Source organism: Pseudomonas sp. HMSC063H08 (assembly GCF_001813645.1).
Taxonomy (GTDB): Bacteria; Pseudomonadota; Gammaproteobacteria; order Pseudomonadales; family Pseudomonadaceae; genus Pseudomonas; species Pseudomonas aeruginosa.
Genome location: NZ_KV813412.1, coordinates 41817 through 68130, shown reverse-complemented (window position 1 = coordinate 68130; position 26314 = coordinate 41817). Strand labels below are relative to the sequence as shown.

Annotated in this window: 24 protein-coding genes; 13 read left to right on the top strand and 11 right to left on the bottom strand. The window is 66.9% G+C overall.

What is annotated here, in order from left to right; translation table 11 throughout:
* Positions 1-21: 21 nt before the first annotated feature.
* From HMPREF2924_RS09785 to HMPREF2924_RS09760, 6 genes are all read right to left on the bottom strand, one after another.
* Positions 22-846 carry an AraC family transcriptional regulator gene (locus tag HMPREF2924_RS09785; protein WP_003109956.1) on the bottom strand — a complete coding sequence of 275 codons (825 nt, stop codon included), beginning with the start codon at positions 844-846 and terminating at the stop codon, positions 22-24.
* Between the two features lie 57 nt (positions 847-903).
* Positions 904-1341 carry a hotdog fold thioesterase gene (locus HMPREF2924_RS09780; protein ID WP_003087490.1) on the bottom strand — a complete coding sequence of 146 codons (438 nt, stop codon included), beginning with the start codon at positions 1339-1341 and terminating at the stop codon, positions 904-906.
* Between the two features lie 52 nt (positions 1342-1393).
* Complete coding sequence (locus HMPREF2924_RS09775) at positions 1394-3061, bottom strand: AMP-binding protein (RefSeq protein ID WP_003132905.1); 1668 nt, start codon at positions 3059-3061, stop codon at positions 1394-1396.
* Positions 3062-3187: 126 nt separating this feature from the next.
* Positions 3188-3652, bottom strand: a complete 465-nt coding sequence (sixA, locus tag HMPREF2924_RS09770) for a phosphohistidine phosphatase SixA (protein ID WP_003087483.1) — start codon at positions 3650-3652, stop codon at positions 3188-3190.
* Positions 3649-3990, bottom strand: coding sequence for a DUF4389 domain-containing protein (locus HMPREF2924_RS09765; RefSeq protein ID WP_003097882.1), 342 nt, complete (start codon positions 3988-3990; stop codon positions 3649-3651). The genes sixA and HMPREF2924_RS09765 overlap by 4 nt, the downstream gene beginning before the upstream one ends.
* Positions 3991-4003: 13 nt before the next feature.
* Positions 4004-5026, bottom strand: coding sequence for an NAD(P)H-dependent glycerol-3-phosphate dehydrogenase (locus tag HMPREF2924_RS09760; RefSeq protein ID WP_003097883.1), 1023 nt, complete (start codon positions 5024-5026; stop codon positions 4004-4006).
* Between the two features lie 150 nt (positions 5027-5176).
* Between HMPREF2924_RS09760 and HMPREF2924_RS09755 the strand changes: the two genes are divergently transcribed.
* The 7 genes from HMPREF2924_RS09755 (at position 5177) to HMPREF2924_RS09725 (ending at position 14426) form a co-directional block, all read left to right on the top strand.
* A complete protein-coding gene (locus HMPREF2924_RS09755) occupies positions 5177-7285 on the top strand; it encodes a TonB-dependent receptor plug domain-containing protein (RefSeq protein WP_003132906.1) in 2109 nt (702 codons plus the stop codon).
* 171 nt (positions 7286-7456) lie between these two features.
* On the top strand, positions 7457-8215 hold the full coding sequence (locus tag HMPREF2924_RS09750; RefSeq protein ID WP_003132907.1) for a hypothetical protein: 759 nt from the start codon (positions 7457-7459) through the stop codon (positions 8213-8215).
* A complete protein-coding gene (locus HMPREF2924_RS09745) occupies positions 8212-10167 on the top strand; it encodes an ATP-binding protein (protein WP_003132908.1) in 1956 nt (651 codons plus the stop codon). Before HMPREF2924_RS09750 ends, HMPREF2924_RS09745 begins: the two co-directional genes overlap by 4 nt.
* Positions 10168-10355: 188 nt before the next feature.
* Positions 10356-10871 (top strand): 3-hydroxyacyl-[acyl-carrier-protein] dehydratase FabA, encoded by a 516-nt coding sequence (fabA, locus tag HMPREF2924_RS09740; protein ID WP_003087475.1) that lies wholly within the window; start codon positions 10356-10358, stop codon positions 10869-10871.
* Positions 10872-10882: 11 nt separating this feature from the next.
* Positions 10883-12100: a beta-ketoacyl-ACP synthase I gene (fabB, locus tag HMPREF2924_RS09735; RefSeq protein ID WP_003087471.1), complete on the top strand. Its 1218-nt coding sequence runs from the start codon at positions 10883-10885 to the stop codon at positions 12098-12100.
* A 154-nt stretch (positions 12101-12254) separates the two neighbouring features.
* On the top strand, positions 12255-13880 hold the full coding sequence (locus HMPREF2924_RS09730) for a methyl-accepting chemotaxis protein (protein WP_003132910.1): 1626 nt from the start codon (positions 12255-12257) through the stop codon (positions 13878-13880).
* A gap of 105 nt (positions 13881-13985) precedes the next feature.
* A complete protein-coding gene (locus HMPREF2924_RS09725) occupies positions 13986-14426 on the top strand; it encodes a biofilm oxidative stress transcriptional regulator BosR (protein ID WP_003087468.1) in 441 nt (146 codons plus the stop codon).
* 173 nt (positions 14427-14599) lie between these two features.
* Here the strand turns inward: HMPREF2924_RS09725 and HMPREF2924_RS09720 are convergent, their stop codons facing one another.
* Both HMPREF2924_RS09720 and HMPREF2924_RS09715 read right to left on the bottom strand, forming a co-directional pair.
* On the bottom strand, positions 14600-15076 hold the full coding sequence (locus HMPREF2924_RS09720; RefSeq protein WP_003087466.1) for a DUF3859 domain-containing protein: 477 nt from the start codon (positions 15074-15076) through the stop codon (positions 14600-14602).
* Positions 15077-15144: 68 nt separating this feature from the next.
* Positions 15145-16179, bottom strand: coding sequence for an amidohydrolase family protein (locus HMPREF2924_RS09715; protein WP_003097898.1), 1035 nt, complete (start codon positions 16177-16179; stop codon positions 15145-15147).
* Here HMPREF2924_RS09715 and HMPREF2924_RS09710 point away from each other — a divergent pair.
* The 5 genes from HMPREF2924_RS09710 (at position 16178) to HMPREF2924_RS09690 (ending at position 21836) form a co-directional block, all read left to right on the top strand.
* Positions 16178-17083: a substrate-binding periplasmic protein gene (locus HMPREF2924_RS09710; RefSeq protein WP_003097899.1), complete on the top strand. Its 906-nt coding sequence runs from the start codon at positions 16178-16180 to the stop codon at positions 17081-17083. The genes HMPREF2924_RS09715 and HMPREF2924_RS09710 overlap by 2 nt on opposite strands.
* A 38-nt stretch (positions 17084-17121) precedes the next feature.
* Positions 17122-17544: a MarR family winged helix-turn-helix transcriptional regulator gene (locus HMPREF2924_RS09705; protein WP_003132911.1), complete on the top strand. Its 423-nt coding sequence runs from the start codon at positions 17122-17124 to the stop codon at positions 17542-17544.
* Between the two features lie 206 nt (positions 17545-17750).
* Positions 17751-18242, top strand: coding sequence for a (2Fe-2S)-binding protein (locus HMPREF2924_RS09700; protein WP_003132912.1), 492 nt, complete (start codon positions 17751-17753; stop codon positions 18240-18242).
* The gene (locus HMPREF2924_RS09695) at positions 18239-20485 is read left to right on the top strand and encodes a xanthine dehydrogenase family protein molybdopterin-binding subunit (RefSeq protein ID WP_003132913.1); all 2247 of its coding nucleotides are present in this window, start codon (positions 18239-18241) and stop codon (positions 20483-20485) included. The genes HMPREF2924_RS09700 and HMPREF2924_RS09695 overlap by 4 nt, the downstream gene beginning before the upstream one ends.
* Positions 20486-20534: 49 nt before the next feature.
* Positions 20535-21836, top strand: a complete 1302-nt coding sequence (locus tag HMPREF2924_RS09690) for a cytochrome c (protein ID WP_003132914.1) — start codon at positions 20535-20537, stop codon at positions 21834-21836.
* A 10-nt stretch (positions 21837-21846) separates the two neighbouring features.
* On the opposite strand, the gene HMPREF2924_RS09685 is transcribed toward HMPREF2924_RS09690, so the two are convergent.
* Positions 21847-22629 carry an AraC family transcriptional regulator gene (locus tag HMPREF2924_RS09685; protein WP_003097919.1) on the bottom strand — a complete coding sequence of 261 codons (783 nt, stop codon included), beginning with the start codon at positions 22627-22629 and terminating at the stop codon, positions 21847-21849.
* An 80-nt stretch (positions 22630-22709) separates the two neighbouring features.
* Here HMPREF2924_RS09685 and panB point away from each other — a divergent pair, with 80 nt between their 5' ends.
* A complete protein-coding gene (gene panB, locus HMPREF2924_RS09680) occupies positions 22710-23531 on the top strand; it encodes a 3-methyl-2-oxobutanoate hydroxymethyltransferase (protein WP_003087450.1) in 822 nt (273 codons plus the stop codon).
* 10 nt (positions 23532-23541) lie between these two features.
* Here panB and HMPREF2924_RS09675 read toward each other — a convergent pair whose 3' ends face one another.
* Together HMPREF2924_RS09675 and htpG are read right to left on the bottom strand one after the other, a co-directional pair.
* Positions 23542-24267 (bottom strand): dienelactone hydrolase family protein, encoded by a 726-nt coding sequence (locus tag HMPREF2924_RS09675; protein WP_003087448.1) that lies wholly within the window; start codon positions 24265-24267, stop codon positions 23542-23544.
* 67 nt (positions 24268-24334) lie between these two features.
* Positions 24335-26239 (bottom strand): molecular chaperone HtpG, encoded by a 1905-nt coding sequence (gene htpG, locus HMPREF2924_RS09670; protein ID WP_003087446.1) that lies wholly within the window; start codon positions 26237-26239, stop codon positions 24335-24337.
* Between the last annotated feature and the right edge of the window lie 75 nt (positions 26240-26314).

The following is a 26314-nucleotide window of genomic DNA, read 5'->3' as shown; positions in this document are numbered from 1 at the left end:
GATCGGAAAGGAAAACGCGATTCAGCGCTGGCGCAGGCGCGCCGGCGGTAACCCGTAGGTGCGACGGAACAGACGGCTGAAGTGCGCCTGGTCGTAGAAACCGAACTGCTGGGCCACCTGGCTCAACGGCTGCTCGCCGCGCAGTACCAGCGGCAAGGCGCGCTCCAGACGCAGTTGGGTCAGCCACTGGTGGGGCGGCAGGCCACAGTGACGGCGGAAGCGCCGCAGCGCCTGCCAGGGGCTCAGGCCGCAGAAGGCGGCCAGTTCCTCCAGGCTCGGCGGGTATTCCAGGCGCGACTCCAGCCAGTCGCGCAGCCGCGTCCAGTCGCGCCGGCCGAAGCCTTGCCGGTCACCCTCCTCCAGGCGCAGGCTGCTGCCCAGGCTGAGCAGGCAGGCCAGCGCCTGCCAGAGATGCTCTTCCAGGGCCAGACGGTTCTCCAGCGCCGCCGCGCCGCCGAGCATGCCCAGGTGCAACTGACGCAGGCGCTGCTGCAGACGCTCGTCGCGGACCAGGCTGCTGGTCAGGCGCGGCGCCCCCCGGCGGCCGTCGCTGAAGTCGCGGCTGGCGCGCTCCAGCCAGTCGGCATCGAGCGCCAGGACGCGGATACGGTAGCCCTCCTCGCCGGCGCTGCTGCCGTCGTGGATGCTTTCCGGCGCCATCAGCAACGCGTCGCCGGCCCCGGCCAGGCGCCGTTCGCCGCCGGCGGCATAGCGATGCCGGCCCTGCAGCAGCAAGCCGATGTGGTACTCCAGGTGGAAGTGCCGGGGAAAGGAAAAGCGGTTGTGCTCGGCGTCGATCAGGCGTACGCCGGGAATCCCGCTGCTGAGATGGGTGATCTGCTCCATCCCGCTACTCTACCGCCAGCGGGACGGAACGATCTTGGACAAAATTGCGGACCGCGCTCAGCCCGCCCTGCCCGCCAGCGGCACCACCGCCATGGTCAGGCGGGCGATGCAGCTCGGCTTGCCGTCGTCGCCACTGAGGCGGATGTCCCAGACATGGGTGGTACGCCCCAGGTGGATCGCCCTGGCCACCGCAGTGACCCGGCCGCTGCGCAGGCCGCGCAGGTGGTTGGCGTTCACTTCCAGGCCGACGCAGTAGTACTGGCTGGTGTCGACGCACAGGTAGCTGGCCATCGAGCCCAGGCTTTCCGCGAGGACCACCGAGGCGCCGCCATGCAGCAGGCCGAACGGCTGGTGGGTACGCGAGTCGACCGGCATGCTGGCGGTCAGCGACTCGTCGTCGAAGGCTTCGAAGCGGATGCCAAGCAGGTCGCCGATGCTGTTCTTCTGCGAGGCGTTCAGTTGCTCCAGGTCGGGCGTTTGTCGCCAGAGGCTCATGGGAATTCCTTGCGCAAGGGGGAAGCCCGGAAGGGCTTCCCGTCGGTGGGAGTCATTCGTGCCAGAGCACGGCCTCGCGGCGTTCCACCCATTCGTGGAAGCGCGAGCCATAGGCACCTTCCACCATATTGCGCTTGATCTTCAAGGTCGGCGTGAGGAAACCGTTGTCCACCGCCCAGGTTTCCTGCACCAGGACCAGGCCGACCAGGCGCTCGTGCTTGTCGAGCGCACCGTTGACCTGTTCCAGGTGCGCCCGCAGGCTGCTTTCCAGCGCCCCGCGGGTACCGTTAAGGGCCTCCCGGCGACCGACCTCGGAGAGCACGCAGAGCCCCAGCGGCGCGCTGAGGCCCTCGCCGACCACGCAGACCTGCTCGATGCGATCGTGCACCGCCAGGCGATTCTCGATCGGCGCCGGCGCCACGTACTTGCCCTTGCTGGTCTTGAAGATTTCCTTCATCCGCCCGGTCAGGCGCAGGTTGCCGTCGGCGTCCTGCTCGCCCTTGTCGCCGGTGCGCAGGAAACCGTCGGAGGTGAGCACCTCGGCGGTCTTCTCCGGCTCCTTGTAGTAGCCGACCATGGTTGCGCCGCTACGCACCTGCACCTCGCCCTCGTCGCTGATGCGTACCTCGACGCCGGGGCTGTTCTGGCCGATCCAGCCGGTCTTCTGCCGGCCGGGCCGGCAGACGTGGGAGTAGCCGCTGTTCTCGGTCATCCCGTAGACCTCGAGCACGTCCAGGCCCAGGCGGCGATACCAGAGCAGCAGCGCCTCGGGTACCGGCGCCGCGCCGCAGAGCGCGTAGCGCACCGCGTCCAGGCCTAGCCCGGCGAGCACCTTGCGACCGACGATGCGGCCGAGGATCGGCAGCTTCAGCAGGCGGTCGAGCTTCTGCGCCGGCATCTTCGAATACACCCCCATCTGGAACTTGGTCCAGATGCGCGGCACGCCGAACAGCAGGGTCGGCCGCGCACGCTTCATGTCCTCGACGAAGGTGTCCAGGCTTTCGGCGAAGAACACCGTGGTTCCCCCGTAGAGCGACCCCATCTCGACGAACATCCGCTCCGCCACGTGGCACAGCGGCAGGTAGGAGAGCATCCGGTCGTCTTCGCGAGTGCCGAACAGTTCCACGCCGCGGCTGGCGGCGAAGGCGAAACTGCTGAAGTTGTGCATCACCCCCTTGGGCACGCCGGTGGTTCCAGAGGTGTAGATCAGGGTGGCGAGTTGCTCGGCGGCGGTCGGCGTGTCGCCTTCGAGCGGCGCGCAGGCCTGCAGGTCGCTCCACTGGCGGTCGAAACGCCCTTCCGGGTGCAACGGCATGGCCACGGTCGGTATGCCCTCGGGGACTCCGGGCGCCATCGCCGGCCAGTCGTCGAGCTTGCCGACGAAGACCACCGCCGACTCGGAATGCTCCAGCACCTGGCGCGCCGACTCGGCGGTGAGATTGGGATAGAGGGGGACGGAAACGTGCCCGGCCATCCAGATCGCCAGGTCAGTGACGATCCAGTGCGCACAGTTCTTCGAGATGATCGCGATACGGCTGCCGGCGGGGAGATCCAGGCTGCGCAACCAGGCGGCTGCACGCCGCGCCTGGTCGCCCACCTCGCCCCAGCTCAGCTCCTCGACCCGGCCGCCACCGATGGGCTGCACCAGGTAACGCCGTTGCGGATGACGCTTTTCGCGCTCGAAGAAGACTTCGAGCGGCAGACGATTTGCAGTGACCACGTACCGCCTCCGTTGTTGTTGTTCTGGGAGATCGACCAAGCACTTGCTTGGTCGAATATTCCATCACAGCCAACCGCAGGCAAGCCGGGAAATGTTTCGGTTTGTAGTCGTTGCGCCAGGCGCTTCCTAGCCGTGCCGCGGGTGATGCAGCGAGACCAGGGTCATCAGCCCGGCGGCGGCGAAGTCGCCTTCCAGCTCGGCCAGCGAGGCAGTGCTCATCGGCAACGGATCACGCCGGTTGCCATGCACCAGCAGACCGCCCAGCGCTCCGACCAGGGGCTGGTGGCTGACCAGCAGGAGATTGCGCTCGCTGCGCTCGTCGAGGAAGCCGAGCACCTCGCGCGGATCGTCGTCGGGGGTCAACCAGGGGGCGGTACCGACCGGCTCGACCAGCCCCAGTGCCTCGCGCACCAGCTCGGCGGTCTGCTGGGCGCGCACGTAGGGGCTGGCGAGAATCCCGTCCAGCGGCAACCCGGCCAGCCGCGCGGCGCTCTGCAGCACCTCCTTGCGTCCATGGGCGGTCAGGCGCCGCTCGGAGTCCCGGCTGGCGTGCGATTCGGCCTCGCCGTGGCGCAACAGCCAGAGCTTCACAACTTCGGCTCTTCGTCGCGCGCCGGGTGCGCGGCGGGCGGCACGCTGTGGGCGGCCTCGCCCTCGGCGGCGCGGGCGCTCGGCCAGTCGGCGAACGGCCAGGGTTTCTCGTCGCTGTGGAAGGTACCGAAACGGCCGATCTGCGCCAGGTACTGGCTGAGGCTGTCGCCGAAAGCCATCAGGCTGCCGTTCGGCGCGCCGTAGATCAGTCGGTAGACCAGTTGGATCACCACCACCGCCCCGAGGAGCAGTTCGGCGACCTGCCAGACCAGGACGAACAGCAGCATCCAGAGGATGCGGATGGCGATCGATTCGCGTGCTTGCGGGTCTGCGGACATGGCGGTCTCCTCGTCAGAAGCCGGTGGTGGGAATGAAATCGACGTCGGTCTTCGGCTCGCCGCGCATCAGCAGCTGGATGACCTGTGCCAGGGTGCGGCCTTCGAAGAGGATCGCATGGAGACCGGCGACCAGCGGCATGTACACCTGCATCTCGTCGGACTTTTCCTTGAGTACCTTGAGAGTGTTCACACCCTCCGCGGTCTCGCCCATGCGCGATACCGCCTCCTCCAGGCTGAGTCCCTCGCCGAGGGCGTGGCCGACCTGGTAGTTGCGGCTCTTCGGCGAGGAACAGGTGACGATCAGGTCGCCGACGCCGGCGAGGCCGAGAAAGGTCATCGGGTTGGCACCGAGCTTGACGGCGAACCGGGTCATTTCCGCCAGCGCGCGGGTAATCAGCATGCTGCGGGTGTTCTCGCCCATATCCATCGCCGCGGCCAGGCCGGCCATGATCGCGTAGACGTTCTTCAGCGCACCGCCGAGTTCCACTCCGAAGCGGTCGCGGCTGGCGTAGACGCGGAAGGTGCGGCCGTGCAGGGCCGCCTGGACGCGGGCGCACAGCTCGTCGTCCTCGCTGGCGACCACCGTGGCGGTCAGCTCGTGCTCTGCGATCTCGCGCGCCAGGTTCGGGCCGGAAATCACCCCGATGCGGGCTTGCGGGGCGATTTCCTCGAGGATCTCACTCATCAGCTTGAAGGTGTGCGCCTCGATGCCCTTGGTCAGGCTCACCAGCAGCTTGTCCGTCAATGCCGCCTGGTGTGGTTGCAGCACCTTGCGCAGGGCGCTGGAGGGCAAGGCGACGAAGATCAGTTGGCAATCGGCCAGGGTGCGCTCCAGGTCGGTGACCGGCTCGACCCCGGGATGCACCTTGACCCCTTTCAGGTAGCGCGGGTTCTCGCGTCGGCTGCGGATCGCCTCGGCCTGCTCCGGGTCGCGCATCCACTGGCGGACCGCCTGGCCGTTCTCGGCCAGCAGGTTGGCGATGGCGGTGCCGAAACTGCCGCCGCCGAGCACGGCAATCGGTTGCTGCTCTGTCATGATTCATCCATTTCTGGCCGCCACGCGGCAATCACGCCATTATACGGTCGGCCAGCCGGCCGACCAGTCTTGACGCCGGCGCTGGCAAAAGCCCGCGCCTCGTTTACCATGCCCGGGCCAGACAATACCTATCGAGAACAAGGTCGTTCCGTGCCCATCGCTTCGCGTGCTCCCGCCTCCCTGACCCTGCTGGCCCTGCTGTTCGGCGGCAAGCTCGCGGCCGCCGACCTGTTCAACGATCCCAGCGGCGTTCCCGAAGTATTGACCGCGACACGCCTGAAACAATCCCCGGCGGAAGTTCCCGGCAGCATCAGCGTGCTCGACCGCGAGCTGATCGTCGCCAGCGGCGCCCGCGACATTCCCGAACTGATGCGCCTGGTCCCGGGCATGATGGTCGGCTACCTGTCCGGCAACCAGCCCACGGTCAACTACCACGGCACCAGCATGTCGGGGGCGCGGCGCCTGCAGGTGCTGATCGACGGCCGCTCGGTGTACCGCCCGGGCCTTGCCAGCGTCGACTGGAGCGACCTGCCGCTGGCCCTCGAGGATGTCGAGCGGATCGAAGTGTTCCGTGGGCCGAATACCGTCAGCTACGGCGCCAACGCATTGATGGGGGTGATCAACATCATCACCCGCGCCCCCGGCGAGTCGCCCGGCACGCGCCTGAAGTACACGGCGGGCCAGCGCGGCATCCGCGACTGGTACGCCAGCCAGAGCATCGCCCTGGAAGACAGCGACTTCCGCCTGTCGCTGTCCGGCCAGGAAGACGACGGCTTCGACCGCGACCACGACGGTCACGCCCTGCGCGACGGCCGCCGGCTCAGCCGCTTCAACCTCAACGCCAGCCACAGCCTGGCGCCGAACCAGAGCCTGGAGTGGCAACTGGCGGCCAAGGAAGGCTCGAACCAGCACCCCTACGCCTACCGCTCGCCGTTTCCCCAGGTTCCCGACGACATCGACAACTCCGATACGCTCGCCCACGACTATGCCGGTTCGCTGCGCTGGAATGTCGACCTCGACCCGCGCCACAGCTTCTATATACAAGGCTACGCACAGCACTGGGAGCGCCGGCAGGAATGGAACGCCTGCGAGGCGGCCATTGCCTTCAGCCCGCAACTGGCGCAGCTCTGGGAACTGAACCCGGACTACCTGCGCAGGTTCGCCGACGATCCGACCCGGCTGCCGCCCGGCAGCGCCCAGGAGTTGCAACTGGCGACCCAGGTCCTCGACCAGCTACGCAATGGCGGACTGCGTCCGGTCTGCGGACGGGTCGACCGCAACATCCGGGAAAGCCGCTACGACCTGGAGATGCAGGACACCCTCAGCCTGGGCGACAACCTGCGCCTGCTGAACGGCCTGAGCTACCGCTACGACCAGGCAAACTCCGAGACCTTCTACGGCGGCAGGGTCAGCAGCCAGATCTGGCGGCTGTTCAGCCAATTGGAGTGGCATGCCGGCGAACACTGGCTGCTGCAGGGCGGGGGGATGCTCGAAGACGTCGAGGGCTCCGGCAGTTCGTTCAGCCCGCGGCTGGCGGTGAACTACCTGTTCAACCCCCAGCACAGCCTGCGCGCGGTCTATTCGGAGGCAGTGCGGTCACCGGGCATGTACGAAAACGACGTCGACTGGCGCTACCGGGTCCGCCACCTGACACCGACGCCCTATGGGCAGAGCGAAGCCTACTACTTCGCCAGCGCCCACGGCCCCGGCGACCTGGGCAAGGAACACACCCGTTCGCGCGAGATCGGCTACAACGGTTTTTTCCGCGAGACCGGACTGGCCGTGGATGTACGCCTGTTCCACGAGGAAATCACCGGACTGATCAGCGATCCGCTCAGCGTCGTCGACTTCAGTCCGGACAACGGCGATCGCATCCGCTTCTCCGGCGCGGAAGGCCAGCTCGACTGGCGCCTGGGCCTACGCGACCGCCTGCGCGCCACCTACGCCTATCTCGACTACGACGCCACCAGTCGCTACGACCGGCGCCTGACCGCCCGCCACGGCGGCTCGGCCGGCTGGATGCACGACTGGGGCCAAGGCTGGTCCAGCGCCCTCTTCTATTACGGCGACGATTCGCTCAATGGACATCGTTTCGAACGCGTCGACCTGCGCCTGGCCAAGCGCATTACCCTGGGCAAGGCCGCCCTGGAATTGGCCGGCGTGCTCCAACAGCGTCTCGACGACCAACCGCTGACGTTTCCCGACAACCGCTACGACAGCCGCCACCTGCTCTACTTCAGCGCCGAGGTGACGTTCTAGATGCGTCGCTTGCGCCCCGCCCGTCGGGCTTTCCAGGCGCTGCTCGCGCTCGTCGTCTGCTGTCTCGCGCATGTCGGCGAGGCCGCGCAACTGGTCCTGGTCAGCGCCAACCAGGGGGCCGCGGTGAACGCCTTTCGCGACGCCCTGTCGCAGCGACGGCCGCAGGACCAGGTGGAACTGCGCACGCCCGCGGCCCTGGCGGAGGGGATGGTCTTCAACGACGACACCCGCCTGCTCCTGCTCGGCCCCGAGGCCCTGGCCTGGCGCCTGCGCCAGCACCGGGCGCCACCGACCCTGGCGCTGCTGCTCAACCGGGTCGATGGCCAGCGCCTGCTGCCAGGCGCCAACGGGCATGGCGGACACGGCGTCGGAGGGCTCTGCGTACTCTGGAGCGACCCGCCGGCGGCCCGCCAGCTCCGCCTGGCGCGCCTGATCCTGCCGGGCATCCAGCGCATCGGCGTGCTCTACGGCAAGGACAGCGAATTCCTCCTCGACGAGCTTCGTCGCGAGGCCCGCAGCCAGGGGCTCGAGCTGTTCGTCGCCAGCAGCAGCGGCAACGACGACCCGCGCCCGCTGCAGTTCCTGCTCGGCAATAGTGACCTGCTGCTCGGCATCGACGACAAACAGCTGTACAACTCGCAGAGCATCAAGAGCCTGCTGCTCGGCAGCTACGCCAAGAACCGCGCGCTGCTCGGACCCACCGCAGCCTTCGTCAAGGCCGGCAGCCTGGCGAGCAGCTACAGCGACCAGGAGGACTGGCTGGACACCCTCGACGAACTGCTCGGCCAGGCGCCCAGGCACTGGCCCCTCAGCCTCTATCCAGGACATTTCAAGGTGCTCGGCAATCGGCAGGTAGCCCGCTCCCTGGGTATCGACCTGGCCAGCGACGCCGACCTCGGCCGGCGCCTCGCCGAAGGAGAAGAACCATGAGCCAGCGCCACGGCTGGGACATCCGTACCCGCATGCTGGCGATCAGCCTGGGCCCGGCGCTGTTGCTGACCCTGCTGCTCACCGCCTACTTCACCTACTCCCGCTTGCAGGACCTGCGCCAGGAACTGACCCATACCGGCCAGTTGATCGCCGACCAGTTGGCGCCGGCCGCCGAATACGGCGTGATCGCCGGCAACACGCCCGTGCTGCAGAAGCTGCTGCAGGCCACCCTCGACACCCCGCATGTGCGCTTCATCGAGGTACGCGACCGCAACGACAATATCCTGGTGTACGTCGAACAGTTGTCCGGCGCGTTGCAGAACGCCGCGCCGATCGACATCTTCCACTCCACCATCCAGCGCCAGCGCATCGCCCTGGCCAGCGACCCGCTGCTGGACGGCGCCAGCGAAGGCGACGGCCAGTCCGGCGAGGACTACCTCGGCCGGGTGGTGGTCGGCATGTCCAACGACGCCTTCAGCCAGCGGCAACAGGAAATCCTCCTGAAGGCCGCCCTGCTGGCCGCCTTCGCCCTGATCCTCACCTTCCTCGTCGCGCGCCGCCTGGCGCAGCGCCTGTCGGCGCCGATCAGCACCATGGGCCAGGCGGTCGAGGCGATCCAGAGCGGCGACTACAAGACCAGCCTGCCGATCCTCGACGACGGCGAGATCGGCGACCTGGCCCGTCACATCAACAATCTCGCCAGCGGGCTGGACCGCGCGAGCCGGGAACAGGAACAGGCGATCGGCCAATTGATCAGCGCCCGCGAGGAAGCGGAGCAGGCGAACCGGGCGAAGTCCGACTTCCTGGCGATGATGAGCCACGAGCTTCGCACCCCGATGAACGGCGTGCTGGGCATGCTGCAACTGCTGGAAACCACCGAGCAGACCCGCGAACAGGCCGAGTACACGGCGCTGGCCACCGAGTCCACCGAACACCTGCTGAAGGTCATCAACGACATTCTCGATTTCTCAAGGATCGAACGCGGCGCGCTGGAACTGGAGTGCATTCCCTTCAACCTGCTGGAACTGGTGCAAGGCTCCGCCCTGGTGTTCCAGCACAGCGCCCAGCAACGCGGACTGGCGCTGGAATTGCAGATCCAGGCCGGCCTGGAGAATATCGAGGTCTGCGGCGATCCGACGCGGATCCGACAGATCCTGGTGAATCTGCTGGGTAATGCGCTGAAATTCACCGAGGAAGGCGCCATCCATCTCAGCCTGGAGTGGCAGGCGCTCGATCACGACGTACTGTGGCTGACCTGCGCGGTGCACGACAGCGGCATCGGCATCTCGCCGGAACGCCTGGAACATATGTTCGACGCCTTCCAGCAAGCGGATTCGTCGATTTCCCGGCGCTACGGCGGCACCGGGCTCGGCCTGGCGATCGCCAGGACCCTGGCGGAACGGATGGGCGGCACCCTGCAGGCAGAGAGCAAGGAAGGCTCGGGATCGACCTTCACCCTGGAGATTCCGCTGCCCTTCCAGCAGTCGCCGGCGCACCGGCAGCAGGCCGCCGGCGACGCCGCCCCGGTCGCCGCCGGTCAGGAAATCCTCCTGGTCGAGGACAATCCGGTGAACCAGACAGTCATAGAAGCCATGTTGCGCAGCCTCGGCTATCACGTCACCCTGGTCGCCGACGGTATCCAGGCGGTACGCAGCGCCGAGCGCCAGCGCTACGACGCGATCCTGATGGACTGCCGCCTGCCGGTGCTCGACGGCTACTCGGCGACACGGGAAATCAGGGCCCAGGAGAACGGCCGGCGGGTACCGATCATCGCCCTGACCGCCAACGCCCTGCAGGGCGATCGGGAGAACTGCCTGCAGGCGGGAATGAACGATTACCTGGCCAAGCCATTCAAACGGGCGGAATTGCAACGCATACTGCAACGCTGGATCGGCTCGCAGCCGGAACTCCCCGTGACGTCGAACGAAACCGGACGAGGGGAGCCGGAATGATCTACGACAAGGGCGGCAAGCGGACGCGGGAATAAAGTGAACATCTGTTCGCCGGACACTGTGACTTTCACCGCAACGCAACAGTCTATGACTAGGCTGCCGCTGCGACGCCGATACAATAACCCGGCGCGACGGCCGCTGGACGAACCGCCACAACCCTGCAGTTCAGGGATTTTTGAGGAGCTCGCATGACCAAACAACACGCCTTCACCCGAGAAGACCTGCTGCGCTGCAGTCGCGGCGAGCTGTTCGGCCCGGGTAACGCGCAACTTCCCGCCCCCAACATGCTGATGATCGATCGCATCGTTCACATCAGCGATGTCGGCGGCAAGTATGGCAAGGGCGAGCTGGTCGCCGAGCTGGATATCAACCCGGACCTGTGGTTCTTCGCCTGTCACTTCGAAGGCGATCCGGTCATGCCCGGTTGCCTGGGCCTGGATGCCATGTGGCAGCTGGTCGGTTTCTACCTCGGCTGGCAGGGCAACCCCGGCCGCGGCCGCGCCCTGGGTTCGGGCGAAGTGAAGTTCTTCGGTCAGGTTCTGCCGACAGCGAAGAAGGTCACGTATAACATTCATATCAAGCGCACGATCAATCGTTCGCTGGTCCTGGCCATCGCCGACGGCACCGTCAGCGTCGATGGCCGCGAAATCTACAGTGCCGAAGGCCTCCGCGTCGGCCTGTTCACCTCCACTGACAGCTTCTAAGGGTTATCCGCATGCGTCGCGTCGTTATCACCGGTCTGGGCATCGTTTCCTGCCTCGGCAATGACAAAGACACCGTTTCCGCCAACCTCCGTGCGGGTCGGCCCGGCATTCGCTTCAATCCGTCCTACGCCGAGATGGGCCTGCGCAGCCACGTTTCCGGTTCGGTCGACCTGAACCTCGAAGAGCTGATCGATCGCAAGGTCTTCCGCTTCATGGGCGATGCCGCCGCCTACGCCTACCTGGCGATGGAGCAGGCGATCAAGGACTCCGGCCTGACTCCGGAACAGATTTCCAACCCCCGCACCGGCCTGATCGCCGGCTCCGGCGGCGCTTCCACCCTGAACCAGATGGAAGCCATCGATACCCTGCGCGAGAAAGGCGTCAAGCGCATCGGCCCATACCGCGTGACCCGCACCATGGGCAGCACCGTATCGGCCTGCCTGGCCACGCCGTTCCAGATCAAGGGCGTCAACTACTCGATCTCCTCCGCCTGCGCCACCAGCGCGCATTGCATCGGCCAGGCCATGGAACAAATCCAGCTGGGCAAGCAGGACGTGGTCTTCGCCGGCGGCGGCGAAGAGGAACACTGGAGCCAGAGCTGCCTGTTCGACGCCATGGGCGCCCTCTCCACCCAGTACAACGAGACGCCGGAAAAGGCCTCCCGCGCCTACGACGCCAAGCGTGATGGCTTCGTCATCGCCGGCGGCGGCGGCATGGTGGTGGTCGAGGAGCTGGAGCATGCGCTCAAGCGCGGCGCCAAGATCTACGCCGAGATCGTCGGCTACGGCGCCACCTCCGACGGCTACGACATGGTCGCCCCGAGCGGCGAAGGCGCGATCCGCTGCATGCAGCAGGCGCTGGCCACCGTCGACGCGCCGATCGACTACCTGAACACCCACGGCACCTCCACCCCGGTCGGCGACGTCGCCGAGATCCGAGGCGTGCGCGAAGTGTTCGGCGACAAGGCGCCGGCCATCAGCTCGACGAAGAGCCTGTCCGGCCACTCGCTGGGCGCCGCCGGCGTACACGAGGCGATCTATTGCCTGCTGATGATGGAAGGCGGCTTCATCGCCGGCTCCGCCAACATCGACGAACTCGACCCGGAAGTGGCCGACCTGCCGATTCTCCGCGAGACCCGCGAGAACGCCAAGCTCGATACCGTCATGAGCAACAGCTTCGGCTTCGGCGGCACCAACGCCACCCTGGTCCTCAAGCGCTGGCAGGGTTGATTCCCTCCATCGCCGCATGAAGCGCCCTCCGGGGCGCTTTTTTGTACCCAGCGTTTCTTTACCCGGACTGCATGAACGGGCTAAACCTCCCGCCCTGCCTGCCGATAGTACTGGTCAGCCCCGTCCCTCTTCCTGCCCCCTGGAATCCGCCATCATGTCTTTGCGCAGTATGCCCATCGCGACCCGTGCCGCCCTGAGTTTCGCCCTGATCACCGCTCTGCTGGTCATTACCGGCATCTTTTCCCTGAACCGGATGGGCTCGCTCAACGAAGCCTCTTCGGACATCAGCGACAACTGGCTGCCTAGCGTCCGCGAAAGCGCCGAGTTGAACGTTCTGCTCGCCGAACTGCGGCAGGTGCAACTGGCCCATGTGCTGGCGGCGGACGATAGCAGCAAGCGCTTCCTGGAAAGCCGCATGACGGAAATCGGCAAGGAACTGACCGATCGCGAGGGCGCCTACCAACGGCTGATCAGTGGTGCCGACGAGCGCTCGATCTACGAGCGCTACCTGGCTACCCGGCAGACGCTCCTGCAAAGCCAGCAGACCCTGGTGCAGATGTCGCGCAGCAAGCCGCTGGAAGAGACCCGCCAGTACACCGAAAGCACCTTGCTCGACCAGTACCGCGCCACCCAGCAGCAACTGCAGGCGCTGATCGACTTCAACGTCAAGGGCGCCAGCCAGGCCAGCCACACGGCCGATGAGGTCTATGACAGCGCCTTCGCCGCAGTGATCGGCGTACTGCTGGTCGCCGGCCTCGCTACCGTGGTACTGGCCTGGCTGTTCACCCGCAGCATCACCCAACCGATCGGCGAGGCGCTGCGAGTGGCCGAGGTGATCGCTTCCGGCGACCTCACCAGCCGCATCGACACCTCTGGCCGCGACGAACCGGCCAAGCTGCTGGTCGCCCTCCAGAGCATGCAGGCACAACTGCGCCAGACCATCCAGCAGATCGGCAGCTCGGCGACCCAACTGGCCTCCGCCGCGGAGGAACTCAGCGCCGTCACCGAGCAGGGCAACCGCTCGCTGACCCAGCAGAACGACGAAATCCAGATGGCCGCCACCGCGGTCAACGAGATGACCGCCGCCGTCGAGGAAGTGGCGCGCAACGCCAGCTCCACCTCGGACGCCTCGTCCGCCTCCGAGCAATCGGCGCAGAACGGACGCCAGCGGGTACTGGAGACGGTCCAGGCGATCCGCCTGATGAGCGAAGAAGTGGACAATACCTCGGCGCTGGTCGGCGGCCTGGCGGAAAAGGCCCAGGACATTTCCAAGGTCCTCGACGTGATCCGCGGTATCGCCGAACAGACCAATCTCCTGGCGCTCAACGCGGCCATCGAGGCGGCTCGCGCCGGCGAGCAGGGCCGCGGTTTCGCCGTGGTCGCCGACGAGGTTCGCGCCCTCGCCCATCGCACCCAGGAATCCACCCGCGAGATCGAGCAGATGATCGCCAACATCCAGGAAGGCACCGGCGCCGCGGTCGGCGCCATGGACAGCAGCAGCGTACGCGCCCGCAACATGCTGGAGATCGCCGAAGCCGCCGGCCTGGCGCTGAACGAGATCGCGGAGCGGGTCGGCCAGATCAACGAGCGTACCCTGGTGATCGCCAGCGCCTCCGAGCAGCAGGCCCAGGTGGCCCGCGAGGTCGACCGCAACCTGGTGAACATCCGCGACATCTCGCTGCAGACGTCCGCCGGCTCCAACCAGACCGCCGCCGCCAGCCAGGAACTGTCGCAACTGGCCATCGACCTGAACAACATGGTCACCCGCTTCGTCGTCTGACCATGCCGTGCGCCGTCTCACGGCGGCGCACTTCCTCCGGTTGCCCAGCGTGGAGCCCGGGTTTTACCATGAAACCCGATCCTCTCCCCCTCCGGAGCCGCCCAGATGGTCAAGCGCACCAGCCACAAGCAAGCCAGTTGTCCAGTCGCCCGCCCGCTGGACGTGATCGGCGACGGCTGGTCGATGCTCATCGTGCGCGATGCCTTCGAAGGACTGACGCGCTTCGGCGAATTCCAGAAGAGCCTCGGCCTGGCCAAGAACATCCTGGCGGCGCGCCTGCGCAACCTGGTGGAGCACGGCGTGATGGTGGCGGTCCCGGCCGAAAGCGGCAGTCACCAGGAATACCGCCTGACTGACAAGGGACGCGCGCTCTTCCCCCTGCTGGTGGCGATTCGGCAGTGGGGCGAGGACTATTTCTTCGCCCCGGACGAATCCCATGTCCGCCTGGTCGAGCGCGACAGCGGCCAGCCGGTGCCGCGCCTGCAGGTACGCGCCGGCGACGGCAGTCCGCTCGCCGCGGAAGATACCCGGGTCAGCAGGGACTGATCGAAGGACGAACAGGCTACCGTCGGCATCCGTTCGTACGCCGCCCAAACGGCGGATAACCGCAGGCGGTTATCCGCCCTACCGCACGCAGGCAACCCTTGCCCGGTAGAGCGAATGGCGCCTCCGCGTTATCCACGCCACACAAGAAAACCAGCGCTTTGCATGGCTCGCGCTCAGCGCACGTCGAAGGATTTCTCCGCCAGCAGGCGATCGCCCTGGAACACCATCAACCGCCATTCGCCCTTCACCACTTCGTGCGGCTCGGTGAATTCGTAGGCCATGACATCGGTCGGCGCGCCCGGCACCAGCTTCTGCACCACTTCGAACTTGTCATGCCGCTGACCATCCGGAGTGACCACGCCCGGGGTGAGGTAGAGCAGCGTCAAAGGCGTATCGCCTTCCTGCTTGCCGCTGAGTTGATAACGCATGCCGAACTTGGTGCCGAGCTTGGCCGGGACTTCGGTGGTCTGCTGGATGTTCTGCTCGCTACGGGTCAATACCCGTTCGCCGGGCTGGAAATCCTGGTAGCGGCTTTCGAACACGCCATATTCGATGGGGCCGTCGATACGCACCTCGGCCTGCGCCGCCACGGCGACGCCGGCGCCGAGCAGGAAGACGGAACGACTGATGCAAGAACGGATGAAGGACATGACTCACTCCTGGATGGGACTGGCGCGAGCCTATGACGCCGGCATGACAGACTGATGACGAATCCGGGTTATTCGCCTCGCGGATCGGCGGGCTGGCGCGGCAGCACCGCCAGAAAGTTGTCCCGCGCCACCTGGCGAGCGACCTGCTCGGGCAAGGCGTCGAGGAACGGATCGAAGCTCGCCATCAACTCGGGCAGGCTGTCGAACTGGCCGACCACATCGGAACCGAGCATGAAGCGTTGCGGAAACCGCTCGACCAGTGCCAGCCACTGCGGATCGGGCTTGCCCTGCTCGTCCAGCAGGTACGGGCGCAACACCGACCAGGACAGGTCGATGTAGAGGTTCGGGTAGCGCTGTAGCAGACGCCGAAGGGTCGGCAGGAGGAAGTCCAGTTTCTTCTGGTGGCGATGGATCTCCATGCTGGTCCCGGCATGGGCCCAGATGAACCGCACATGCGGGTGATTGCGCAGGGGCTCCTCGATTTCCGCCAGGTACAGCGGGTTGCGTTCGCGCTTGGAAGTGACGTTGGCGTGCAGCAACACCGGCAGGTCGAATTCGGCGGCCAGGTGATAGACCCGCGCCAGCGCCTCGTTGTTGGCCCTCGGCACGTCGCCGTAGGTCAGCGCGGTGAGGTCGTCGTGACGGGTAAAGATCTCGCCGATGCCCTGCCAGAGTCCCGGGTCCAGCTCCAGCATGCGACGGATGTGCGCGTCGGCGTTCTTGTCGGTCGGGTTGAAACCGGTCAGGAACGGATGCACGCGCCGCCGCTGCTCGGCTGGCAGGGATTTCACCGCCGCCGCCACGATCACGTCGGTGGCGCTGTACCAATAGGCTCCGGCATCGTCACCAGCGTAGTAGCGCGGCCGCTTCGGCTCGTCCTCGTGCCATTTCTTGGCGACCGCGACGCCGCTGAGCATCACATGGTCGACCCGGCCTTTGTCCATCGCCTCCAGCAGCCGCGGCATGCCTTCGCTTTCCTGGAAAAAATCCACATAGTGCACGTGAGCGTCGCTGTAGCGATAATCCCTGGCATGGGTCAAGGATGTCACCAGGGACAGGGCGAACAATGTCGAAAACAGGGCACGCGTACGGGGGCCAGCCATGGCATTCCTCCTGATAGGCCTGAGTGAACATAGACCGCTGCCGCTCGGCCAGGGTTCGCCGCTCCGCTGGCTGGCCCTGCTGTTCGGCCTGCTGGCCTGGCATGCCGGGGCTGGCGAACGGGTGATCTATCCGCGCCATTCCGAAGGGCGCAACCCCGAACCCTACGTCGTCGAGCTGCTGCAACTGGCGCTGGCCAGGAGCGGCGGCGACTACCGCCTGGAGCCCAGCGCGCAGCCCATGCCGCAGTCCCGTGCGCAACTGCGCCTGGAGCAGGACGATCCGGGCCTGCAGGTGATGTGGGCGCAGTCCCGCGACGACCTGGAAGAGACCCTGCTGCCGATCCGCATTCCGATCTATCGCGGCCTGATCGGCTGGCGCATTCCCCTGGTCAGCGCCGCCAACAAGGATATCCTGGCCTCGGCGCGGACCCTCGACGATCTCCGCCGCCTGCGCTTCGGCCAGCGCCAGGACTGGGCCGACACACCGATCCTGCGCGCCAACGGCCTGGAGGTGAAGACCAGCCAGAACTACGAGAGCCTGTTCCGCATGCTCGATGCCGGTCGCTTCGAGGTCTTCCCCCGCGAGGTCGTAGTGATCGACGGAGAACTGGAGGACGCCTCCCGCGCCGGGCTGCACCTGGCGATCGACCAGCACGTGGCCCTGCACTACCCCGCGGCCTTCTATTTCTTCGTTTCGCGTCAACGCCCGGAACTGGCCGAGGCCATTCGCCAGGGCCTGGAGAAGGCGATTGCCGACGGTAGCTTCGAACGGCTGTTCGAGCGACATTTCAAGACGCGGCTGGGCAAGCTTGCCCTTCGGCAGCGGAGAATAATCGAGCTGAAAAACCCCTATCTTCCAGGAAAAACTCCCTTTCAGCGCGAGGCACTCTGGTACCGGCCGTGAGCTAGAATGAAGCCCTCACGCCACCACCGATGTCCAGCATGTCCCGTAACGCCCCGTACCGCCTCGACGACCAGATCGGCTTCATCCTGCGCCAGGCCAACCAGCGCTATGCGGCGTTGTTCGCCAATGGCATCGGCAACGGCCTGACCCCCACCCAGTGGGCCGCCCTGGTCCGCCTCGGCGAGACCGGACCCTGCCCGCAGAACCAGCTCGGCCGACTCACCGCCATGGACGCCGCGACCATCAAGGGCGTCGTCGAGCGCCTGGACAAACGGGGACTGATCCAGCGCAGCGCCGATCCGGACGACGGCCGGCGCCTGCTGGTCAGCCTCAGTCCTGCCGGACGTGCCGAACTCGAGGCCGGCCTGGCGGCCGCCCGCGAGATCAACCGGCAGGCCTTGGCTCCCCTCTCCCCGCAAGAACAGGAAACCCTGCGCGGGTTGCTCGCTCGCCTGATCTGAGGCCATTGCGGTCTATCTTTTTTTCCGCGTTACGTCGTCCGGAGCTGCGCCTTTCGTCGTAGCGGCCTGCCATTGACAGTTCGCCGCAGGCATCCATAACATGTTTGTATACAAACAAATTCCCGCAGAGCCGCACGCTACCAGGCACGGCCGACGGGACATCCGCCTGATGAACAGCCATGCCCCCGGCATGGGGAGAAACCGCCATGAGCGATGCCCTTGCCCTGACCGTCAACGGTCAGTCCCTGCGCCTCGATGTCGCCCCCGATACCCCCCTGCTCTATGTCCTGCGCAACGACCTGCAACTGAACGGTCCCAAGTTCGGCTGCGGCCTCGGCGAGTGCGGGGCCTGCACCGTGCTGATGGATGGCGTCGCCACCCGCTCCTGCATCACCCCGGTGGAGGCCGCCGTGGGCCGCCGGGTAGTTACCCTCGAAGGACTCGGCGATGCCGCCCATCCGCATCCGCTGCAACAGGCCTTCATCGACGAACAGGCCGCCCAATGCGGCTACTGCATCAACGGCATGGTGATGACCGCCAAGGCGTTGCTGGATCGCAACCCGAACCCCTGCGACGGCGAGATCCGCCAGGAATTGGCCTACAACCTGTGTCGCTGCGGCACCCATGTGGAGATTCTCAAGGCCGTGCGGCGTGCCGCCGAGAGCCTGAAGGAGCGTCAGGAGGAGCACCCGGCATGAGCCTGGCCAATCCCTCGCGACGCGGCTTCCTCAAGGCCGGCGGCCTGCTGCTGGTCACCGTCAACCTGCCCGCCCCGCTGCTCGCCCTTGCCGAGCAGGGCGCCACCGACCTGCCGCTGGACCAGGTCGACTCGTTCATCGCCATTGCCGCGGACGGCAAGGTCACCGCCTTCTGCGGCCACGTCGACCTTGGTACCGGCATCCGCACGGCACTGGCGCAGATCGTCGCCGAAGAGTTGGACGTCGCGTTCGAGCAGGTCGAGATGATCCTCGGCGACACCCGTCGCACACCGGACCAGGGGCCGACCATCGCCAGCGCCAGCATCCAGGTCAGCGCCGTGCCTCTGCGCCAGGCCGCCGCCGAAGCCCGGCGCTTCCTCCTGCGCCAGGCCGGAAGCCATTTCCCGGTGCATCCAGACAGCCTGCGCAGCGAAAACGGCCAGGTCTTCGCCGCCGCCAATCCGCAGCGACGGATCGGCTACGGCGAGTTGCTGCGAGGCCAGCGCTTCAACCTGAACATCGACGGCAAGGCGCCGCTCAAGCCGCGCAGCGAGTACCGCCTGGTCGGCAAGCCGGTGCGTCGGGTGGACATCCCGGCGAAGCTGACCGGCCAACTGACCTATGTCCACGACATGCGCCTGCCCGGCATGCTGCATGGGCGAGTGGTACGCCCGCCCTATACCGGCGCGGATGTCAGCGCCCCGCTCGGCAGCGGCCTGCTGGCGGTGGACGAAAGCTCGGTCGCCGGGCTGCCGGGGCTGGTCAAGGTGGTCGTGATCGGCGACTTCGTCGGCGTGGTCTGCGAACGCGAGGAGCAGGCGATCCGCGCCGCGCGCCAGCTCAAGGTGCGCTGGAAGGACTGGCAGGGCCTGCCGCCGCTGGAACCCGACCGGCTCGAGGACACGCTTCGCCGGCATCCGAAGAAGCCACGCACGCTGCACGACTCGCCCGGTCTCGAGCAGCACCTCGCGGGCATCGCCCGGCCGCTGTCGGCCACTTATGTCTGGCCCTACCAGTTGCACGCCTCCATCGGCCCTTCCTGCGCCCTCGCCAAGGTCGATGCGCAGCGCGCTCGCGTCTGGTCCGGCACGCAGAACCCGCACGACCTGCGCAACGACCTGGCCAGGCTGCTGCAGCGCGAGACCGGGGACATCGAGGTGATCCGCATGGAAGCCGCCGGCTGCTACGGACGCAACGGCGCCGACGACGTCAGCGCCGACGCCGTGCTCCTGGCGCAGGCAGTGGGCCGGCCGGTGCGGGTACAACTGATGCGCGAACAGGAACATGGCTGGGAACCGAAAGGCACCGCGCAACTGATCGAGGTCCGCGGCGGTCTCGACGAGCAAGGCCGGGTGGCGGCCTACGACTTCGCCACCTGCTACCCCTCCAACGGCGCGCCGACCCTGGCCCTGCTCCTCACCGGGCGGATCCCGGCCACCCCGCAGGTGGCCGACATGGGCGACCGCACCGCGATCCCGCAATACCGCTACCCGCGGATGCGGGTGGTGGCCAACGACGCCGCCCCTATCGTCCGCGCGTCCTGGATGCGCGGCGTCTCGGCGCTGCCGAACGTGTTCGCCCATGAGTCCTACGTCGACGAACTGGCGCACCTGGCCGGCATCGACCCCATCGCCTTCCGCCGCCGCTACCTGGACGACCAGCGCGCCCTGGCGCTGATCGACGCCCTGGTCGCCCGCGCCGGCTGGCAGCCACGCACCTCCCCCAACCCAGAGGCGCGCCGGGACGGCTTGCTGAAGGGACGCGGCTTCGCCTATGCGCGCTACTTCCACAGCAAGTTTCCCGGTTTCGGCGCCGCCTGGGCCGCCTGGATCGTCGACGTCGAGGTGAACCCGGAGAACGGCGCGGTGCGCGTCGCCAAGGTCTGGGTCGCCCATGACTGCGGGCAGATGGTCAATCCCGATGGGGTCAGGCACCAGGTCCACGGCAACGTCATCCAGTCCACCAGCCGGGTACTCAAGGAGTTCGCCACCTTCGACCGCCGTGGCGTCACCAGCCTGGAATGGGGCGGCTACCCGATCCTCGGCTTCCCCGAACTGCCGGAGATCGACGTACTGCTGCTCGACCGCCCCGAGCAGCCACCGATGGGCGCTGGCGAGTCAGCCTCGGTGCCCAGCGCCGCGGCCATCGCCAATGCGATCTTCGACGCTACCGGGGCGCGCCTGCGACAGGTGCCGTTCACTCCGGAACGCGTACTCGCGGCGCTGCGCAGCGCGCAGGCCTGATTCTTTTCCCCGGGGCGCCGCGGCGCCCCGCGCAGTGGATGACTGACAGATGAAGAAGGCAACACGCATCGGCCTCTGGGCCTCCGGCAGCCTCGTCGCGCTCGCCGCCATCGCCCTCGGCTACGCCTGGCAACCGGCCATCGGGCCACTGGAAGGCACACCCGGTCCCTTCAGCGCCGAGCAGATCGCCCGCGGCGAACGCCTCGCCGCCCTCGGCGACTGCGCGGTCTGCCACACTCGCGAAGGCGGCCCGCGCAACGCCGGCGGACGGGCCTTGCCGACGCCGTTCGGGACGATCTACAGCAGCAACCTCACGCCGGATCGCGCGAGCGGCATCGGTGGCTGGTCCTACCCCGCCTTCGAGCGGGCCATGCGGCATGGCGTGGCCCGCGACGGCAGCTACCTGTATCCGGCGTTCCCTTACACCGCCTTCACCAGGACTCGCGACGAAGACCTGAAGGCCCTGTACGCCTACCTGATGAGCCAGCCGGCGGTGCACAGCGAAACGCCTGCCAACCAGCTGCCGTTCCCCTTCGACCAACGCCAGCTGATGGCCGGCTGGAACCTGCTGTTCCTGGAGCCCGGCGCCTACCGCGACGAGCCGACGCGCAACCAGCAATGGAACCGCGGCGCCTATCTCGCCGAAGGCCTCGGCCATTGCAGCGCCTGCCACTCGCCGCGCAATGCGCTCGGCGCGGAAAAGTCCGGCAGCGCGCACTTCGCCGGCGGCGAGGCGGAGGGCTGGACCGCGCCAGCCTTGAACGCCAGTTCGCCGGCGCCCATCGCCTGGAGCGAGGAGGCCCTCTACGCCTACCTCCGCCACGGCTATTCGGCCTACCACGGGGTCGCCAGCGGGCCGATGGCGCCAGTGGTCGGCGAAGGCCTGGCCAAGCAGTCGGACGAGGACCTGCGGGCCCTGGCCCATTACCTTGCGTCCTACGCCGCTGCCCCGGCCGGGGAAACCGATCAGCAACAGGCGCAACGCCTCGACCGGCAGGGCTACGGCCGCGTGCAACCGCCCAGCGGCAGCGGCGCGCGCCTGTTCGCCGGGGCCTGCCTGGCCTGCCACCATGACGGCGACGGACCGCGCTTCTTCGGCGTGCGTCCATCCCTGGCGCTGAACAGCAATGTGCATGCGGACAGCCCGGACAACCTGCTGCGGATCATCCTCGACGGCATCCACAGCCCGGCCACCGGCGACCTCGGCTATATGCCCGGCTTCCGCCACAGCCTCGACGACCGGCAAGTCGCCGCCCTGGCCAACTACCTGCGCGAGCGTTTCGCCGGCAAGCCCGCCTGGCCGGACCTCGCGGCCAAGGCGGCAAGCCTGCGCCAACAGGCGGCGCCCTGAAGCATGCGGCTCAGTTGGGCAAGCGCAGGGAGCGGGCGAAGCAACCGGGGGTCTGGCCGAAATGACGCTGGAACAGGCTGATGAACGCCGAGGTGGAGTCGTAGCCAAGGTCGCTGGCCACCCGCGTCACGCTGGCGCCCTCCTCCAGCGCGGCGACCGCGTTGAGCAGACGCAGGCGCTGGCGCCACTCGCGAAACGACAACTGGGTCTGCTCGCGGAACAGCCGCGCCAGGGTCCGTCGGGAAGCCCCCACCAGTCCCGCCCAATCCGAGATGCCACGCGGATCGGCGGGATCCGCCTGTAGCGCGTCGGTGATCCGGCGCAAGCGCGGGTCGCCAGGCAACGGCAGGTTCAGCGGCGCCTCGCGAAGGCGCCCGACCTCATCGGCGACCACCTGCATGAGACGCTCGGCCTCGCCACCCGGCGGATATTCACGGGGAAACTCCGCCGCCCGCAGCAACAGTTCGCGCAGCAGGCCGGACACCTCCAGTACCCGGCAACCGCCGGGCAGCGAACGATCCAGGTAGAGACTGCGGAACAGCACAGGGTTGCAAGCCTCCGCGGCGTGCCGGACGCCCGGCGGAATCCACAGCGCCCGCTGCGCCGGCACCAGATAGCTGTGCCGCTCGGTGCTGGCGCGCAAGGTGCCGCTGGCGGCGTACATCAGTTGGCCCCAGGGGTGGTCGTGCATCTCCACCCGGTGCCCGGCGGGCATCTCGAAGGCGCGCAGGTACACCGCGCAGGGCAGGCTGCGGAATCGCGGCAGGTCGCGTTCTTGTCCCGTTTGCGGCATCGGTTGTCCCCATCCGTCGAGTGAGCGGTGCGTGGCCGATGGTAGCGTGTGGCTCCCCATAGACAAACCGGAGCCACGCCATGAGCAGTCATCGCCCGCAACATCGCCTGTCCGTTCCCGATATCCAGCGCCGCAAGGGTGCCGGCAGCCTGGTGGCGCTGACCGCCTACAGCACGCCCATGGCCCGCCTCCTCGATCCGCACGCCGACCTGCTGCTGGTCGGCGATTCGCTGGGCATGGTGCTCTATGGCATGCCCAGTACCCTGGGAGTGAGCCTGGAGATGATGGTCGCCCACACCCTGGCGGTGATGCGCGGCAGCCGGCGCGCCTGCGTGGTGGCCGACTTGCCGTTCGCCAGCTACCAGGAATCGCCCCGACAGGCGTTCCGCAACGCCGCACGCCTGCTGGCCGACAGCGGCGCCCAGGCGGTGAAGCTGGAAGGCGGTGAGGAAATGGAAGAAACCGTGGACTTCCTGGTACGCCGTGGCATACCGGTGCTCGCCCATATCGGCCTGATGCCGCAGCAGGTCAACGCCATGGGCGGCTTCAAGGCCCAGGGGCGTGACCCGGAAAGCGCCGAACGGGTACGCCGCGACGGCCTCGCCATGCAGCGCGGCGGCGCCTTCGCGGTGGTCATCGAAGGCGTAGGCGAGCCGCTGGCCCGTCGCCTTAGCGAAGAACTGGCGATCCCCTGCATCGGTATCGGCGCCTCGCCGGCCTGCGACGGCCAGGTACTGGTCAGCGAGGACCTGCTCGGGCTAAGCGGCGAACAGGTACCGCGCTTCGTCGAACGCTACGCGCGCCTCGACCGGGAAATCGACGAGGCGGCCCGGCGCTTCGCCGAGGACGTGCGCGAAAGGCGCTTCCCCGAGGCCAGGCATTGCTTCGCCATGCGCGAGTGAGCCGGCGGTCTCAGGCGAAGACTTCCGCCAGCAGGTCATCCATCGCCTGGAAGGCACGCCGGGAGGTCCTGGCGTCATAGTGCATCTTGCCCGGCACCTTGGCGTTCGGATCGGTGAAGGAATGCACCGCGCCGCCGTAGCTGGTGAGCTGCCAGTCGACGCCGGCATCGGTCATCTCCCTGGCGAAGGCCGGCAACTGCTCGCGCGGCACCAGCGGATCGGAGGCGCCGTCGAGGACCAGTACCGCGCCCTTGATATTCCTGGCATGCGCCGGGTCCGGCGTATCCAGGGTGCCATGGAAGGACACGAAGGCCTTCAGCTCGGCGCCGTCGCGAGCCAGCTCCAGCGCGCAGCAACCGCCGAAGCAGAAACCGAAGGCGGCCTGGCGGGTCGTATCGACAGCCGCGAGCGCCTGTCCGCGCAAGGCCGCCAGCGCTGCCTGCATGCGCTTGCGCAGCAGGGCCCGGTCGTTCTTCAGCGGCATCATCGCCGCGCCCGCCTCGTCGCCGTTCTGCGGACGCACGTCCCTGCCGTAGAGGTCCGCCACCAGCACCACGTGCCCACGACCGGCGACCTGCCGGGCGATGTCCAGCGCGGCGGCGCTCACGCCCATCCAGTTCGGCGCCATCAGCAGGCCCGGGCGCGGTCCCGCGTGGCTGGCGTCGTACACCAGTTGACCTTCGTACGGCTGCCCATCGATGTCGTAGGCGACCGGCTCTACACGAATCTCACTCATGGGTACTGCTCCTGCGAGAGTTGGAAAAGACAAAGCCCGCCGAAGCGGGCTTTGTCGGGGCTACTGCTTAAGCGGACAGCTCCACCAGCAGCTTGTTCAGTCGGCGTACGTAGGCGCCCGGATCCTTGAGGCTGTCCCCCGCGGCCAGGGCGGCTTGGTCGAAGAGAATATGCGACAGCTCGCCGAAGCGGTCCTCGTCCGGCTCCGCATCCAGCTTCTCGATCAGCGGATGCTGCGGGTTGATCTCGAAGATCGGCTTCGAGTCCGGCACTTTCTGCCCACTGGCCTCGAGGATCTGGCGCATCTGCAGGCCAAGGTCCTGTTCGCCGATGGCGAGGATCGCCGGCGAATCGGTCAGGCGGTGGGAGACGCGGACTTCGCTGACCTGCTCGTCGAGCACCTTCTTCAGGCGCTCGATCAGGCCTTCCTTGCTCTTGGCGACTTCTTCCTGGGCCTTCTTGTCCTCTTCCGAGTCCAGGCTGCCCAGGTCCAGGTCGCCGCGGGCGACATCGACGAACTGCTTGCCGTCGAACTCCGGCAGGTAGCTCATCAGCCACTCGTCGATGCGATCGGTGAGCAGCAGCACCTCGATGCCCTTCTTGCGGAAGACTTCCAGGTGCGGGCTGTTCTTCACCTGCGAGTAGCTCTCGCCGGTGAGGTAGTAGATCTTGTCCTGGCCTTCCTTCATCCGACCGATGTAGTCGGCCAGCGCTACGCTCTGCTCGCCCGAATCGTCGCCGGTGGAGGCGAAGCGCAGCAGGCCGGCGATCTTCTCCTTGTTGCCGAAGTCTTCCGCCGGGCCTTCCTTGAGGACCTGGCCGAAGTTCTTCCAGAAGGTCTTGTACTGCTCCGGCTCGTTCTTCGCCAGTTTCTCCAGCATGTCCAGCACGCGCTTGGTCAACGCCGACTTCATCGAGTCGATCACCGGATCCTTCTGCAGGATTTCCCGGGAGACATTCAGCGACAGGTCGTTGGAGTCGACCACACCCTTGATGAAGCGCAGGTACAGCGGCAGGAACTCGTCGGCCTGGTCCATGATGAACACGCGCTGTACGTACAGCTTCAGGCCTCGCGGCGCTTCGCGATGGTACAGGTCGAACGGCGCGCGGCCCGGCACGTAGAGCAGCGAGGTGTATTCCAGCTTGCCTTCGACCTTGTTGTGGCTCCAGCTCAGCGGGTTCTCGAAGTCATGGGCGACGTGCTTGTAGAACTCCTGGTATTCCTCGTCCTTCACCTCGGCGCGCGGACGGGTCCACAGCGCGCTGGCGCGGTTGACCGTTTCCCATTCCGGCTCGGCGGGCTTGTCGGCCTCTTCGCCGTGGAATTCCTTGGGTAGCTCGATCGGCAAAGCGATGTGATCGGAGTATTTCTTGATCACGTTGCGCAGGCGCCAGCCATCGGCGAACTCCTCCTCGCCCTTTTTCAGGTGGAGGACGATGCGGGTGCCGCGCTCGGGCTTGTCGATGGTGGCGACGTCGAACTCGCCCTCGCCCTTCGACGACCAGTGCACGCCTTCGCTGGCCGGCTGGCCGGCGCGACGGGAGTAGACGTCGACCTTGTCGGCGACGATGAAGGCGCTGTAGAAACCGACGCCGAACTGGCCGATCAGGTGCGAATCCTTCTTCTGGTCGCCAGACAAGTTCTTCAGGAAGTCGGCGGTCCCGGACTTGGCGATGGTGCCCAGGTGAGTCACCACATCCTCGCGGCTCATGCCGATGCCGTTGTCTTCCAGGGTGACGGTGTTGGCTTCCTTGTCGAAGCTGACGCGGATCTTCAGCTCGGCGCCGCCCTCGAGCAGCTCGGGATTGGCCAGGGCTTCGAAACGCAGCTTGTCGGCGGCGTCCGAGGCGTTGGAAATCAGCTCGCGGAGGAAGATTTCCTTGTTCGAATAGAGAGAATGAATCATCAGGTGAAGCAGTTGCTTCACTTCAGTCTGAAAGCCCAGTGTCTCTTTTTGGGTTTCCACGCTCATCGCTCCAAGCTCCATCAATGACATAAGCCGCGTACCACGGCGGATGTCCCCTAGGTGGGGCCTTCTTCCGGCTTT